14 protein-coding genes are annotated in these 13,449 nt (G+C 71.4%); 8 read left to right on the top strand and 6 right to left on the bottom strand.

Annotated features, from left to right (window positions below; genetic code table 11):
- Nucleotides 1-266 precede the first annotated feature (266 nt).
- From SXIM_RS16485 to SXIM_RS16475, 3 genes are all read left to right on the top strand, one after another.
- On the top strand, nucleotides 267-584 hold the full coding sequence (locus SXIM_RS16485; protein WP_030729142.1) for a WhiB family transcriptional regulator: 318 nt from the start codon (nucleotides 267-269) through the stop codon (nucleotides 582-584).
- Nucleotides 585-613: 29 nt separating this feature from the next.
- On the top strand, nucleotides 614-1,414 hold the full coding sequence (locus tag SXIM_RS16480) for an SDR family NAD(P)-dependent oxidoreductase (RefSeq protein ID WP_030729147.1): 801 nt from the start codon (nucleotides 614-616) through the stop codon (nucleotides 1,412-1,414).
- 72 nt (nucleotides 1,415-1,486) lie between these two features.
- Nucleotides 1,487-2,182 carry an ester cyclase gene (locus tag SXIM_RS16475; protein ID WP_030729149.1) on the top strand — a complete coding sequence of 232 codons (696 nt, stop codon included), beginning with the start codon at nucleotides 1,487-1,489 and terminating at the stop codon, nucleotides 2,180-2,182.
- A gap of 130 nt (nucleotides 2,183-2,312) precedes the next feature.
- On the opposite strand, the gene groL is transcribed toward SXIM_RS16475, so the two are convergent.
- The 3 genes from groL to SXIM_RS16460 all read right to left on the bottom strand — a co-directional run bounded on the left by groL (nucleotide 2,313) and on the right by SXIM_RS16460 (nucleotide 5,569).
- On the bottom strand, nucleotides 2,313-3,935 hold the full coding sequence (gene groL / locus SXIM_RS16470) for a chaperonin GroEL (RefSeq protein ID WP_030729150.1): 1,623 nt from the start codon (nucleotides 3,933-3,935) through the stop codon (nucleotides 2,313-2,315).
- Nucleotides 3,936-4,089: 154 nt separating this feature from the next.
- Entirely contained in the window at nucleotides 4,090-4,401 is a 312-nt protein-coding gene (groES, locus tag SXIM_RS16465) for a co-chaperone GroES (protein ID WP_019431600.1), read from the bottom strand.
- A gap of 226 nt (nucleotides 4,402-4,627) precedes the next feature.
- Nucleotides 4,628-5,569 carry a polysaccharide deacetylase family protein gene (locus SXIM_RS16460; RefSeq protein WP_078847095.1) on the bottom strand — a complete coding sequence of 314 codons (942 nt, stop codon included), beginning with the start codon at nucleotides 5,567-5,569 and terminating at the stop codon, nucleotides 4,628-4,630.
- A gap of 63 nt (nucleotides 5,570-5,632) precedes the next feature.
- On the opposite strand from SXIM_RS16460, the gene SXIM_RS16455 reads away from it, so the two are divergent.
- Nucleotides 5,633-6,865 carry a THUMP-like domain-containing protein gene (locus SXIM_RS16455; protein ID WP_046724530.1) on the top strand — a complete coding sequence of 411 codons (1,233 nt, stop codon included), beginning with the start codon at nucleotides 5,633-5,635 and terminating at the stop codon, nucleotides 6,863-6,865.
- Here the strand turns inward: SXIM_RS16455 and SXIM_RS16450 are convergent.
- Nucleotides 6,825-7,349 (bottom strand): MarR family winged helix-turn-helix transcriptional regulator, encoded by a 525-nt coding sequence (locus tag SXIM_RS16450; RefSeq protein WP_078635348.1) that lies wholly within the window; start codon nucleotides 7,347-7,349, stop codon nucleotides 6,825-6,827. The two genes, SXIM_RS16455 and SXIM_RS16450, sit on opposite strands and share 41 nt — an antisense overlap.
- 82 nt (nucleotides 7,350-7,431) lie before the next feature.
- Between SXIM_RS16450 and SXIM_RS16445 the strand changes: the two genes are divergently transcribed.
- The 3 genes from SXIM_RS16445 (at nucleotide 7,432) to SXIM_RS16435 (ending at nucleotide 9,530) form a co-directional block, all read left to right on the top strand.
- On the top strand, nucleotides 7,432-8,010 hold the full coding sequence (locus SXIM_RS16445; protein ID WP_046724528.1) for a YceI family protein: 579 nt from the start codon (nucleotides 7,432-7,434) through the stop codon (nucleotides 8,008-8,010).
- Between the two features lie 113 nt (nucleotides 8,011-8,123).
- Complete coding sequence (locus SXIM_RS16440; protein WP_030729164.1) at nucleotides 8,124-8,666, top strand: type 1 glutamine amidotransferase domain-containing protein; 543 nt, start codon at nucleotides 8,124-8,126, stop codon at nucleotides 8,664-8,666.
- Nucleotides 8,667-8,801: 135 nt separating this feature from the next.
- Nucleotides 8,802-9,530 (top strand): HNH endonuclease family protein, encoded by a 729-nt coding sequence (locus SXIM_RS16435; protein WP_046724526.1) that lies wholly within the window; start codon nucleotides 8,802-8,804, stop codon nucleotides 9,528-9,530.
- Nucleotides 9,531-9,560: 30 nt separating this feature from the next.
- On the opposite strand, the gene SXIM_RS16430 is transcribed toward SXIM_RS16435, so the two are convergent.
- Nucleotides 9,561-9,740 carry a hypothetical protein gene (locus tag SXIM_RS16430; protein WP_053116221.1) on the bottom strand — a complete coding sequence of 60 codons (180 nt, stop codon included), beginning with the start codon at nucleotides 9,738-9,740 and terminating at the stop codon, nucleotides 9,561-9,563.
- 104 nt (nucleotides 9,741-9,844) lie between these two features.
- Nucleotides 9,845-12,427, bottom strand: coding sequence for a D-alanyl-D-alanine carboxypeptidase (locus tag SXIM_RS28165; RefSeq protein WP_030729169.1), 2,583 nt, complete (start codon nucleotides 12,425-12,427; stop codon nucleotides 9,845-9,847).
- A gap of 226 nt (nucleotides 12,428-12,653) precedes the next feature.
- On the opposite strand from SXIM_RS28165, the gene SXIM_RS16420 reads away from it, so the two are divergent.
- On the top strand, nucleotides 12,654-13,445 hold the full coding sequence (locus SXIM_RS16420) for a GOLPH3/VPS74 family protein (RefSeq protein WP_046724524.1): 792 nt from the start codon (nucleotides 12,654-12,656) through the stop codon (nucleotides 13,443-13,445).
- The last annotated feature ends 4 nt before the right edge of the window (nucleotides 13,446-13,449 follow it).

Below are 13,449 nucleotides of genomic sequence, written 5' to 3'. Positions count from 1 at the left end.
TACGGCTTCCGCACTTCACCTTCGATCGTCGTTGGGCTATCAACCCCACAGCCTTCAGCACTCTACGTGACGCTTCCGTCACGCGATAGGTGCTTCCATCCAACACGCCGAACATTCGTTTTTGCCCTATTTAGACGCGCTTGTTCATTTTGAGAGGTTTCCGGATATATTCGGCTGGTAGTCATATTTACATCTGCCCGACGGCGGCGGATGTGGACTGACCGAGCCAGGCCAGCACGACAGCTCGTATCCGATGGGACACTCTCATGGCAGATTTCTCCCGCCTCCCGGGCCCGAACGCCGACCTGTGGGACTGGCAGCTGCTCGCCGCCTGCCGGGGCGTGGACAGTTCCCTCTTCTTCCACCCCGAGGGCGAGCGCGGTGCCGCCCGCAGCGCCCGCGAGACGCAGGCCAAGGAGGTGTGCATGCGCTGCCCGGTGCGCTCGGAGTGCGCCGCGCACGCGCTGGCCGTCCGCGAGCCGTACGGCGTGTGGGGCGGACTGACCGAGGACGAGCGCGAGGAGCTGATGGGGCGGGCCCGCAGAGGTCTCGTCGACGCGAGCACGCCAACCCGCCGGGACTGAGCGGAGGCGACCGACTACCGTCTCCGCTTATGACAACTGCATTGGTGACGGGAGCCACCGCCGGGATCGGGGCCGCCTTCGCACGGCGACTGGCGCGCGACGGCCACAATCTGGTGCTGGTGGCACGGGACGCGCAACGGCTGCGGAGCACGGCGGCGGAGCTGCACGATCTGCACGGGATCGAGGCGGCCGTGCTGGTCGCCGACCTGGCCGAGGACGAGGGGATCGAGGCGGTCGAGGAACGGCTGGGCGACCGCCGCCACCCTGTGGACCTGCTGGTCAACAACGCCGGCTTCGGCCTCAAGGGGGTCTATCCGGAGGTCCCCATGGCGGACGAGCTGCGGATGCTGAAGGTGCACTGCGAGGCGGTGCTGCGGCTGACGACGGCGGCCGTCACCACCATGCGGCTGCGGCGGCGCGGCGGGGTGGTGAACGTGGCGTCGGTGGCGGCGTTCGTGCCGCGCGGCACGTACGGGGCGTCCAAGGCGTGGGTCGTCCAGTTCACCCAGGGCGCGGCCCGGGACATGGCGGGCAGCGGGGTGCGGCTGATGGCGCTGTGCCCGGGGTTCGTGCGCACCGAGTTCCACCAGCGGGCGCGGATGGGCACGAAGGCCATTCCGGAGTGGATGTGGCTGGACGCCGACAAGGTGGTGGACGCGGGGCTGCGGGACCTGGCCCGGGGTCGCACGGTCTCGATCCCCGATCCCCGCTACAAGGCCCTGATGGGCGCGGCCAAGCTGGTGCCGCGCGGGGCGCTGGGCGGGATCACGGGCCGGGCGGGGCGGAAGTACGGGCCGCGGCGGGAGGGCCCGGATACCCCCGGGGCGTAGGAGGAAATGACCATCCTCCCGGTTTTACGCTGGCAGTGTGAAGTGAATGCACTCTCCCGAGGGAATCCACCCATGACATTCGTGCAGGTAATTGATCTCAAAACCACACGGGTCGGTGAGATGAACCGCCTGATGGATCGCTGGACCGAGGCGACCCGCGGGAAGCGAACGGCCACTCACTCGATCGTCGGCAAGGACCGGTCGGATTCCACTCACGTCGTGGAGATCGTGGAGTTTCCCTCGTACGAGGAGGCGATGAGGAATTCGAAGCTCCCGGAGACCGACCGGATATTCAAGGAGATGATGGAACTGTGCGACGACGTCCCGCGCTTCACCGACCTGGACGTCGTCCGCGACGAGCAGCTCAACAAGCGAGCGGTACGCGCCTTCTTCGAGACCGTGATCAATGACCGGGAGCTGGAGGCGGCGGACGGGTTCATGAGCCCGGACTACGCCGACCACGACCCGGGCAATCCGGCCGATCCCCACGGGCTGCGGGAGTTCAAGGAGCAGGTGGGCATGTACATGAGCGCCTTCGAACCGGTGATCGTCATCGAGGACCAGATCGCGGAAGGGGATCTGGTGACGACCCGGTGGACGGTGACAGGCACCCACTCCGGTGAGTACCTGGGGCTCGAACCCACGGGCCGGGCGCTGACCATCACCGGCCACACCACTTTCCGTTTCGCGGACGGGAAGATCGCCGAGGGCTGGTGGAACTGGGACCAGCTCGGTGTGATGAGCCAGCTCGGCCTGGTCGAGACCTAGCCGGTCGCGGCCTGGCCGGTCGAAACCTGGCGAGCCGTATCGGGCGCGCCGCCGCTGTCACGGGAGAAGGCCCCCACCCCGCCCGGGAAACGGGCGAGCCGGGGGCCTTCCGTACGCACTGGTACCGGTGTCAGTGGCTGTGGCCGTGACCGCCGGCGGCCTCCGGCTCCTCTTCCTTCTTCTCCACCACGAGGGTCTCGGTGGTGAGCAGCAGGGAGGCGATGGAGGCGGCGTTCTCCAGCGCGGAGCGGGTGACCTTGACGGGGTCGATGACGCCGGCCTTCACCAGGTCGCCGTACTCGCCGGTGGCGGCGTTGAAGCCCTCACCCTTGTCCAGGTCGGCGACCTTGGAGGTGATGACATAGCCCTCCAGGCCGGCGTTCTCGGCGATCCAGCGCAGCGGCTCGACGACGGCGCGGCGGACGACGGCGACACCGGTGGCCTCGTCGCCCTCCTTGCCCAGGCCGCCTTCCAGCACCTTGGCGGCGTGCACCAGCGAGGCGCCACCACCGGGGACGATGCCCTCCTCGACCGCGGCGCGGGTCGCGGAGATGGCGTCCTCCAGACGGTGCTTCTTCTCCTTGAGCTCCACCTCGGTGGCGGCACCGACGCGGATCACGCACACGCCGCCGGCCAGCTTGGCGAGGCGCTCCTGGAGCTTCTCGCGGTCCCAGTCGGAGTCGGTGGACTCGATCTCGGCCTTGATCTGGTTGACGCGGCCGGTGACGTCGGCGGTGTCGCCGGCGCCGTCCACGATGGTGGTGTCGTCCTTGGTGATGGTGACCCGGCGGGCGGTGCCGAGCACGTCGAGCCCGGCCTGCTCCAGCTTGAGGCCGACCTCCTCGGAGATCACGGTCGCGTTGGTGAGGGTCGCGATGTCACCGAGCATGGCCTTGCGGCGGTCACCGAAGCCGGGCGCCTTGACGGCGACCGCGTTGAAGGTGCCGCGGATCTTGTTGACGACGAGGGTGGAGAGCGCCTCGCCCTCCACGTCCTCGGCGATGATCAGCAGCGGCTTGGAGGCCCCGCCGGCCTGCATGATCTTCTCCAGCAGCGGGAGCAGGTCCTGGATGGAGGAGATCTTGCCCTGGTGGATCAGGATGTACGGGTCGTCGAGGACGGCCTCCATACGCTCCTGGTCGGTGACGAAGTACGGGGAGAGGTAGCCCTTGTCGAAGGCCATGCCCTCGGTGAAGTCCAGCTCCAGGCCGAAGGTCTGGGACTCCTCGACGGTGATGACACCGTCCTTGCCGACCTTGTCCATCGCCTGCGCGATGAGCTCGCCGACCTGCTTGTCCTGGGCGGACAGCGCGGCGACGGCGGCGATGTCCTCCTTGGAGTCGATCGGACGGGCGGTGGCCAGCAGGTCCTCGGAGATGGCGCGGACCGCGGCGTCGATGCCCTTCTTCAGGGCGGCCGGGGAGGCACCGGCGGCGACGTTGCGCAGACCCTCGCGGACCAGCGCCTGGGCCAGGACGGTGGCGGTGGTGGTGCCGTCACCCGCGATGTCGTTGGTCTTGGTCGCCACCTCCTTCACGAGCTGGGCGCCGAGGTTCTCGTAGGGGTCCTCGATCTCCACCTCACGGGCGATGGTGACGCCGTCGTTGGTGATGGTCGGGGCGCCGAACTTCTTGTCGATGACCACGTTGCGGCCCTTGGGGCCGATGGTCACCTTCACCGCGTCGGCGAGCTGGTTGACACCGCGCTCGAGGGCGCGCCGGGCGTCCTCGTCGAACTTCAGGATCTTCGCCATGACGTGCGTATCCCTCGTAAAAGTGTGTGGAAGCTGGAAAGCCGGAGCGAGCTGGCTGGCTCAGCTCGGACGAAAAGGCAGCCGCGCCCCTACTTCCCGGCTTGTCGATGACGGGGGAGCCGGGGCGCGGCCGGGTGAAGCGAAGCGCTGGGGCTTACTTCTCGATGATGGCGAGCACATCGCGGGCGGAGAGCACCAGGTACTCCTCGCCGTTGTACTTCACCTCGGTGCCGCCGTACTTGCTGTACAGCACGATGTCGCCGACCTTGACGTCGAGCGGCAGGCGGTCGCCGTTCTCGAAGCGGCCCGGGCCCACGGCGAGGACGGTGCCCTCCTGGGGCTTCTCCTTCGCGGTGTCCGGGATGACCAGGCCGGAGGCCGTGGTCTGCTCGGCATCGAGCGGCTGGACGACGATGCGGTCCTCGAGCGGCTTGATGGCAACCTTGGAACTGGTGGTGGCGGTCACGTCCGACCTCCCCCTTCGGAGAGCTCTTGAGGGTCTGCTGTCTTGTGATAGCGCCCTGGAGGACCCGTCGTCGCGGGTGCCGGATCCGCCCGTCGCGCATGCTGGCACTCGCCGGTGGAGAGTGCCAGTCTTGAGAGTAGGCGGCGATTAGCACTCAGTCAACCAGAGTGCCAACACGCGCCCCTGCCGCGTCCCGTGGGCGTTCCCCGTGACCGACTCGGAGGGCTCAGAGATAGTCCTCCAGGCGGGCGACGGCGAAACCCTGGGAGGTGGCGGTGTCCAGGACTCGGCGGATCATGTCGGGCATCGTGCCCGCCCATTCCGAGCTGCCGCGGAAGTGGGTGAGGATGATGTCCCCGGGGTGGAACTCGCGGTCGGGGCGGCCCCATTCGATGCGGTCGGGGAATGCCTCCTCGGCCCACAGCGGGACCACCTCCACGCCGCAGGAGGCCGCCGCGCGCAGCGTCTCGCGGTCGTAGGCGCCGTAGGGCGGGCGGAACATCACGGGGCGTTCGCCCATCTCCTCCTCCAGGGTGTCCTGCTGGTCGCAGATCTCCTCGCGCTGCCCGGACGCGGAGAGCCGGGGCAGCTCACGGTGGTTGACGGTGTGGTTGTGGATGCCCCAGCCGTCGTCCCGGGCCTCGCGGAAGTAGTCGTAGTCGTCCCTGGCCACGTAGTCGGAGAGGAAGGCGCTGACGGGGACGTCGAGCTCGCGGAGCATCTCCAGCAGGCCGGGGTCCTTGTGGGCGCCGTCGTCGATGGTGAGGAAGACGACCTTGTCGTCGGTGGGCACCCGGGTGATGACGGCGGGCAGGCCGTCGCCGGTGATGTGCCCCGGCTCGGTGACGGGTTCGGCCTTCTTCGCGGGCGGGGCCGGCGGGCGCAGCGGCGCCTTGCGCAGGCCCCAGCTCTTGGCGGCGGCGAGCCGCTTGGCCTCGGCCTTCACCAGGCCCTCGGCGTAGGTGGCGAGCGCGTCGGCGGCGGTGCGGGCCTGGGCGCGCTGCGGCGTGCCCAGGGCGGCGACCGGGGCGGCGGCGTCCGCGCCGGAGGAGGAGGCGGTGGTGGCGGTGCCGCAGGACAGGAGGGTGAGTCCGAGTATGGCGAGACCGGTTCCGGTGACTCCGGTCCAGAAAAAAGACTTTTGTCTTACTTGTCTGATAATCCTCATGGAACGGATGCTGACACCGGCCGCCAGGGACACGCGGCACGACCTTCCGGCCCGCCAGGGAGAATGACCCACGTGGCCGCACCCGATTCCTCCGCCCGATCGACCTTCGACGCCCTGCTGAGCAGCGAGGGCCGGCAGTTGCTGGCCGAACTGCGGGACTTCGACCCGGCGGACGAGCTGACCCTCGCCACCCGGCTGCGCCGCGACCACCCCGCCGGGCTGGTGTCCGCCGCGCTCGGCCAGGCCCGGCTGCGGCAGCGCGCGGTGGCGAAGTTCGGGGCCGCCGACGCGGCCCGCATGTACTTCACGCCCAACGGCGTGGAACAGGCCACCCGGACCACCGTCGCGACCTGGCGGGCCCGGCGGATGGCGGGCCTGGGCATCCGCCGGGTGGCCGATCTGTGCTGCGGCATCGGCGGCGACGCGATCGCGCTGGCCCGGGAGGGTATCGAGGTCCTCGCCGTCGACCGCGACCCGCTGACCTGCGCCGTGGCCGAGGCCAACGCCGAGGCGCTGGGCCTGGACGGACTCATCGAGGTGCGCCGCGGCGATGTCACCGAGGTGGACACCAGGGGGTACGACGCCGTGTTCCTCGACCCGGCCCGGCGCGGCGGGCGCGGCCGGATCTTCGACCCCGAGGCGTACTCACCGCCGCTGTCCTGGGCGATCGCGGCGGCCACCGCCGCCCCGTACGCCGCGGTGAAGATCGCCCCCGGCATCCCGCACGAGGCGATCCCGGAGCAGGCCGAGGCGGAGTGGGTCTCGGACCGCGGAGAGGTCAAGGAGGCGGTGCTGTGGTTCGGCACCGGCGGGGCCGGCGTACGCCGCGCCACCCTGCTGCCGGCCGGGGACACCCTCACCGGCGACACCGGCCAGGCGCCTTCGGGGGCGCCGGGGCGCTATCTGTACGAGCCGGACGGGGCGGTGATCCGCGCCCATCTGGTGGCGGAGACGGCCCGGCGGCTCGGCGGCCGGCTGCTGGACCCCACCATCGCGTACATCACGACGGACGAGCCGGCCGGGGGCGCCGGGCCGGACGCGGCGGGCTCCCCGTACGCGAGCGGGTACGAGATCGACGAGGTGCTGCCGTTCCACGTGAAGCGGCTGCGGGCGCTGCTGCGCGAGCGCGGGGTGGGGACGGTCACCATCAAGAAGCGTGGCTCCGCGATCGATCCGGACGAGCTGCGCAAGCGCCTCAAGCCCAGCGGCCCGGGTCGGGCCACGGTCGTCGTCACCCGGCTCGCCGGCGCCCCGGTCATGCTGCTGGTCCGTCCGCTGCCGCGTCCTCCAGCGTGAGCAGGGCGCCCAGCAGGGCCGCGCAGCCCTCGGGGCCCAGCGGTGCCACCAGATGGCGGCGGAGCGCGCCGGCCAGGGCCCGGGCGGCGGCGGTGGCGGTGGCGGCGCCCTCCTCGGTGAGCACGGCGTAGACCACCCGGCGGTCGGTGCGGGAGGGGCGGCGGTCCACCAGTCCCTGCTGGGCGAGCCGGTCCACGACCTTGGTGGTGCCGGCGGTGGAGAAGCCCAGGGTCTCGGTCAGTTCGCGCATCGGGGCGGACCGTGAAGGGGCGGCCAGCAGATGCCACAGCACCTGGAACGAGGAGGCGGCGACGCCCGTACCGGCGGCGACCTCGGCCAGCAGCCGGTCGTTCAGGCGGCGGAAGCCGCTCTGCATGGCGTGCCAGTGCTGGAGGAGTTCACGATCCTCGGCCCCGGGGCAGTCCTCCTGGGGTCGCTCCGCCGGGGGATCCACCGGGGAGCCTTCGCCCTGTTCCGTCCGCATGCCGAACTCCGTCCTCTTGCGGAAGGATAACCGGCATCGTTAATATCTCGCTAGTTACCTAATAACCAGCAAGAGGATTGTCATGTCAGATGATCTTTCGTCCGGGCTGCTGGCCGGCCGCTGGACACTGGACGCCGCCCACTCCACCGTCCACTTCGCCCGCAAGGGACTGTGGGGGCTGATCACCGTCACGGGCACCTTCGGCGAGATCGCCGGTCACGCCGACGTACTGGCGGACGGCACCGCGCGCGGCACCCTCACCGTCGGCGCCGGATCGCTCGACACCGGCAACGCGCGGCGCGACCGGCATCTGCGGTCCGCCGACTTCTTCGGCGTCGCGGTGCACCCGAAGATCCTCTTCGCCGCCGAGCGGATCGCGCCCGAGGGCGACGCCGGGCAGGTCCGCGTCAGCGGCGAGCTGACCGTCACCGGCGTCACCCGGCCGCTCACCTTCACCGCCCGCGCCACCGAGGCCGCCCCCGACGGCGTCACCCTCACCGCGGAACCGGAGATCGACCCGGCGGCGCACGGCATGACCTGGAACCTCGCCCGGATGATGCGGGGCCCCGCCCGGCTCGCCCTCACCCTGCGCTTCGTGCACACACCGGCGGCGTCCGAGACGGCCGGCACGGCCGACACCACGAAGGCGTCGGACGCATAATCCGCCCGTGTCCGGGGCACCCGGCCGTCCGTACCCCATCCGCATCCGGAACCACGGAAACGAACACGATCCCGGAACACGGAACACGGACAAGCCGAAAGGATGTGACCGACGTGCGCGTCGCCTTCCTCATGGCGCCAGAAGGCGTGGAGCAGATCGAACTCACCGATCCCTGGGACGCCCTGCTCGCCGCCGGCGGCGAACCCCGCCTGATCTCCACCCACGGGGGCCGGATCCAGGCCTACAACCACCTGGACGCCGCCGACACCTTCGCCGTCGACGAGACCGTCGACGACGCCTCGGTGGACGACTACGACGGCCTGGTCCTGCCCGGCGGCGTGGCCAATCCGGACGCGCTGCGGCTCAGCAGCCGCGCCCTGGCGTTCATCAATGGCTTCTTCGCCACCGGCCGCCCCGTCGCCGCCATCTGCCACGCCCCGTGGACGCTGGTGGAGGCCGACGCCGTGCGGGGCCGGACCCTCACCTCCTGGCCCAGCCTGAAGACCGACATCCGCAACGCGGGCGGCAGTTGGGTGGACGAACAGGTCGTCATCGACAACAACGGCCCCAACACCCTCATCACCAGCCGCAAGCCCGGTGACCTGCCGGCCTTCGACGAGGCGTTCCTCGCGCAGTTCGCCGCCGCCACCAGCTGAGGTGAACGCCCGCCCGCGCGCCGGTGGCTGACATCCTCACCACCGTGTTGACGTTCCGTACCGGCTCATAAGATCGTCGTCGATTGATCGACACAACGATCAGCACGGAACTCAACGGATACATGGGGTGGGCGCATGCGCGGCCGGAGCCGGAAACACACAGTCGCGGTCGCGGTCGCCGTAGCGCTCAGCGGCACGCTGGCGCTCGGCGGCTGCACCGCCGAGGACTTCACCGACGCGGCGGACGGCGACCCGGCCCCGTCCGCGCCCCCGGCCGACGGCGCCCCGCCGGCCACCGACTTCATCGTCACGGCGCTCCCCGGTCTGCCCACCCCCGAGGACGCCAGGACCCAGCTCGGCGAGCTCACCGTGGCCGAACAGCGGCCCATGACGGGCTACGACCGGGACAAGTTCCCGCACTGGGCCTCCCAGGACGGCTGCACGGCCCGCCAGCAGACGCTGCTGCGCGACGGCGAGGACGTGGTCACGGACGACAAGTGCCAGCCCACCTCGGGCAGCTGGTACAGCGCCTACGACGGGGAGACCCTGAACGAGGCCAAGGACGTGGACATCGACCACATGGTGCCGCTCGCCAACGCCTGGCGCTCGGGGGCGGACAGCTGGGACAACGACCGGCGGGCCGCCTTCGCCAACGACCTGACCCACCCGCAGCTGCTGGGCGTCAGCGCCTCCTCCAACCGCTCCAAGGGTGACCAGGGCCCCGAGGACTGGCAGCCGCCGCTGGAGGAGTTCTGGTGCGAGTACGGGCTGGCCTGGACCCGGGTCAAGCACGAGTACGACCTGACGGTCACCCAGGACGAGCACGACGAGCTGAGCGCCATGCTGAACACCTGCCCGGCCTGAGGCCGGGGACCGGCGGCGCGGGGGACCGGCTCACCGGCCGGAGCGGTAGTTCTCGGCCTTGTCGAGAATGGCGGTGAAGCGCCGCCACTGCTCGGCGCCCTCCGCCGTGGGGCCCACGGTGAAGTCCTCCGGGTCGAGGAAGTCCATCCTCGCCCGGGTGGCCGGGTCCAGGTCCTGCCACGCCGCCTCGTCCTGTGGTGATCGCGCCACTGGGCGATGCTATCCCCTGGAACGGCCACCGGCCCCGTACCGCGCGGTACGGGGCCGGTCCGGTTCCGGGGGCCGTTCGCGGGGGCGCGGGTCGGCGGGGCGGATCAGCCCAGCCGGCCGAGCCTGGCCGTGAAGCCGGGCTCCGTCAGATCGTGTCGCAGCGCCACCGGGACGGTGGTCTCGCTGCCCCCGCTGCCGTCTCCGACGGTGAGCGTGCCGACCTCGGTACCGGCGGAGGCGGTGTGCGGCAGGGCCTCGTCGCCCTCGCCGCCGTTCAGCTCCAGCGTGAGCTTCAGGCCCGGCCAGCCCGCCGCCCGCACGTCCTCGGTGACGGTGACCGGGGTACGCCCGCCGAGCCCGTCGTCCACGTACCCGACGACATCGCCGGCGCTCAGCACCGTCTCCTCGATCAGTTCCTCCTGGGCGAAGGAGATCAGTTCCCTTCCAGCGTTGAGCGCCCCGGTGAGGATGGACAGGTCGACGGGGTCCGGCGGCTGGCGCAGCACCGCGCCGATGATCAGGCGGGTCTCCTCGCCCACGGTCTGCTCGGCGGCGAAGAGGAGGTTGCCCAGGGCGGTGGTCGTGGTGCCGGTCTTGATGCCGACCGTGCCGTTCATGGGCACGAGGTGGTTCCAGTTGCCCTGCCGCTCACCACTGCTGTCGTAGTACTCGGGCAGCCGCACGACCTGCCGGAAGACCGGGTCCTCCATGGCCGCCTTGCCCAGGATGACCTGGTCCTCGGCAGTGCTGACCGTGTCGGGGCTGAGGCCGGACGGGTCGGTGTAGGTGGTGTTCTTCATGCCGAGTTCGGCGGCGGTCTCGTTCATCTTGGCGACGAAGTCGGCCTCGGAACCGGCGTCCCAGCGGGCGACGAGACGGGCCACGTTGTTGGCGGAGGCGATCATGATCGCCTGCAGGGCCTCGCGCTGGGTGAGGACTTCGCCGCTGGTGACGGAGACGACGGACTCGTCGTCCGAGTCGCCCAGGGCCACCTCGTCCTCGGCCTTCTGGTCGACCGGGATCTCCGCGCCGGTGGACTCGGGATCGGACTCCATGGGGTGGTCCCGCATGAGGATGTAGGCCGTCATGACCTTGGCGACCGAGGCGATCGGCACCGGTTCCTGATCGCCCGAGGTGCCGAACGTACCGATGCCGTCCACGTCGAGCGCCGCCTGGCCGGAGGCCGGCCAGGGCGCTGCGGGCACCTCGCCGTCGAAGGTGAAGGACTCGGCGGCGGTGAGCCGGAGGGTGGGTTCCGGCAGCGGACGCAGGGACTGCGCCACGGAGAAGATCACCAGGAGCAGGACGACCAGGGGCGTCCAGATCTTGACCCGCCGCACGAAGGTGCGCAGCGGCGTGGGCGGCGGCGGGGGCGTGTTGGTGAGTGCGGCGAGCAGTTCGAGGGGCTCCCGCTCGGAGTCCGCCACGGGCGGCGGACCGGCGGGCGGCGGCGGAGCCGTGACGGGGGCGGCGGGCGCGGCCGACGCGGCAGGCTGAGCCTCGGGCTTCGCGGGCGCGTCAGCGGGCTTCGCCGGGGCGTCGGTGGGCTTGGCGGGGGTCGCGGGTCGTGCGTCGGGCTTGGCCGGTGCCTCGGTCCGGACGGCGGGGGACTTCCGCAGATCGGCCCCACCGCGGCCCGGACCGTCGCCACCGGAGGCGGGGGCGGGTTCGCCCGGGGTGTCCGGGCCGGAGTCGTCCTTCGGGGGCACGGCGCCCGAGGCGGAACGGGGGTCCTCCTTCGGAGCCTTGCCACCGGCGGCTGGCGCCGTGGCGGGCTTCGGCGGGACCTGGCCGGCACCGTCCGCCGGGCCCGGGGAGTCCTCCCCGGCGGCACCGGCCGGCTCCGCCGGTATGGAACGCGCGGCGTCCTTGTCCGGCGTGTCCTCCTCCGCCCCGGCGGGGGACTCGTTCGTGCCGGGAGCGGAACGGGGCTTCGGCGGCGGGGAATCCCCACCGTCCACGGCCCCGGCCGCCGCTGGCGCGGCGCTCGGCTTCGCCGGGGCGGGCTCCGAGCCGTCCGCGGCCTTCGCCGGGACGTCGCGACCGTCCGCGGTCGCGGCCCCGGCCGAGAACACCATCGTCGCGTCCGAGCCGGCGGGGGCACGGTCGTCCCGCTGCTCCGGCTCCGACGGGGTACCGGTGCTGTCCGTGGCGTCCGAGCCGGCGGGCTCGTCGTGCTCAGGCCGCACCGGCCCGGACGACTTTCCACCGGCGGTCTTCCGCCCGGCCGCGCCGGGCTTCGCCGGAGCGTCGCCGGCCTCGTCGGCGGACGCGTCGGAGCCCGCCGGTGTCGCGGCGTCCTTGTCGCGCGGCGCGGCAGCGGGCGAGAAGTGCAGCGTCGCGTCCGAGCGGTCGGTGCCCGCACCGGTGCCCGCTTCGCCCGCGTCGCCGCCGGACTTCGCCTCCTCCGAACCCCGCACGTCCGGCTTCGGCTTCGGCTTCGGCTGCTTCGGCGGGACCGGGCCCGCACCGTCAGCCGTGGCCGTCCCGGCGTCCTCGGCCTCGTCCGCCGGGGACGGCTCCCGCTCCGTGTCGGACGTCGGCGAGAAGCTCAGGGTCGCGTCCGGCGGAGTCGTCGCGCGGGGGTCCTCCGGGGTGGGAACTGTTTCCGGGGGGCCGGACGTCTTTCCCCCTGACTCCTGCTGATCCTGCTCCCGCTCCGCGATGTCCGGGGACTCGCCCGCCACCGTGCCTCCCTAGCAACCTGATCTTCATGTCGTTCGCCGCTGGCCCTAACAGTCTGCCGGGTGCTGTGCACCATGGCTGACCACTCCCGGGGTGGCGGAAAAACGCTCTCCCTCCCCTTTGACGGCGCCGACATATCTACGGGTTCCATCACAAATCAACCACGCACTCTCGACAGCAGCATGTGAGAGGCGTCACCCTGTCTTTCATCCACGCGGGGAGGCATGGATGAGCAGGAGTCGTAGGACCATTCCGGAGGAGCTGCTGCTGCTCGCTCTGGACCCGGCCACGGGTACCACCGCACAGCCGCAGTCACTCGACCTCGGCCTGGCCGGGGCCCAGCTTGTAGAGCTGGCTCTGGCAGGACGGATAGCCCCAGACGGGGACCGCATTGCCGTGGTACTGCCACGGCCGACTGGAGATCCCACTTTGGACTCCGCCCTGGAGCTGCTGCGCCGCCGTGGCAGCCCCGTGCGGGCGGTCAACTGGATCGGCGGGCCCCGCCTGGGGCTGCGCCAGACGTACCTATCGCATCTCGAACGCTGCGGCATGGTGCACGCGATCGAGAACCAGATGTGCGGCGTACTGCCGACGACCCGGTATCAGGCGACGGACACTGCCGTCAGCCGGCAGATCCGGGCGCGGCTGGACACCGCCATCCGCACCGGTACGCCGCCGGATGCCCGGACCGCCGCGCTCGCGGCGCTCGCGCATGCGGTGGGCCTCGGCAAGCATCTGTATCCCGGGAACGAGGGGCGGTCATCCCGCTCCCGGTTGCGGGATCTGATCCGGCACGACCCGATGGGCGGGCTGGTGGCTCACGCGGTGATGGATGTGCAGAACGGAGTGGCGGGCCAGGCCGCCGCCCGGCGCCAGGCACAGCAGCAGCAACAGCAGGTGACGGAGCGGACCCCCGCCACCGTCGGCCCTGCGCCGGCTGCCGCTGCCGCGGGCGCGGGCAAGGGCGCGGCGGCCCACGGCGGCGGCGTCCGCGTCCGGTCCCGTTCGCTCTCCCACTAGACCT

It is taken from the genome of Streptomyces xiamenensis (assembly GCF_000993785.3).
Taxonomy (GTDB): domain Bacteria; phylum Actinomycetota; class Actinomycetes; order Streptomycetales; family Streptomycetaceae; genus Streptomyces; species Streptomyces xiamenensis.
The sequence above is the reverse complement of the archived record's forward strand: the minus strand, read 5'-3'. Positions and strand labels throughout refer to the sequence as shown.

Coding starts and splice junctions, on each gene's coding strand:
- SXIM_RS16485 (WP_030729142.1), top strand. CDS start 267: ATGGCAGATTTCTCCCGCCTCCCGGGCCCGAACGCCGACCTGTGGGAC.
- SXIM_RS16480 (WP_030729147.1), top strand. CDS start 614: ATGACAACTGCATTGGTGACGGGAGCCACCGCCGGGATCGGGGCCGCC.
- SXIM_RS16475 (WP_030729149.1), top strand. CDS start 1,487: ATGACATTCGTGCAGGTAATTGATCTCAAAACCACACGGGTCGGTGAG.
- groL (WP_030729150.1), bottom strand. CDS start 3,935: ATGGCGAAGATCCTGAAGTTCGACGAGGACGCCCGGCGCGCCCTCGAG.
- SXIM_RS16460 (WP_078847095.1), bottom strand. CDS start 5,569: ATGAGGATTATCAGACAAGTAAGACAAAAGTCTTTTTTCTGGACCGGA.
- SXIM_RS16455 (WP_046724530.1), top strand. CDS start 5,633: ATGACCCACGTGGCCGCACCCGATTCCTCCGCCCGATCGACCTTCGAC.
- SXIM_RS16450 (WP_078635348.1), bottom strand. CDS start 7,349: ATGCGGACGGAACAGGGCGAAGGCTCCCCGGTGGATCCCCCGGCGGAG.
- SXIM_RS16445 (WP_046724528.1), top strand. CDS start 7,432: ATGTCAGATGATCTTTCGTCCGGGCTGCTGGCCGGCCGCTGGACACTG.
- SXIM_RS16435 (WP_046724526.1), top strand. CDS start 8,802: ATGCGCGGCCGGAGCCGGAAACACACAGTCGCGGTCGCGGTCGCCGTA.
- SXIM_RS16420 (WP_046724524.1), top strand. CDS start 12,654: ATGAGCAGGAGTCGTAGGACCATTCCGGAGGAGCTGCTGCTGCTCGCT.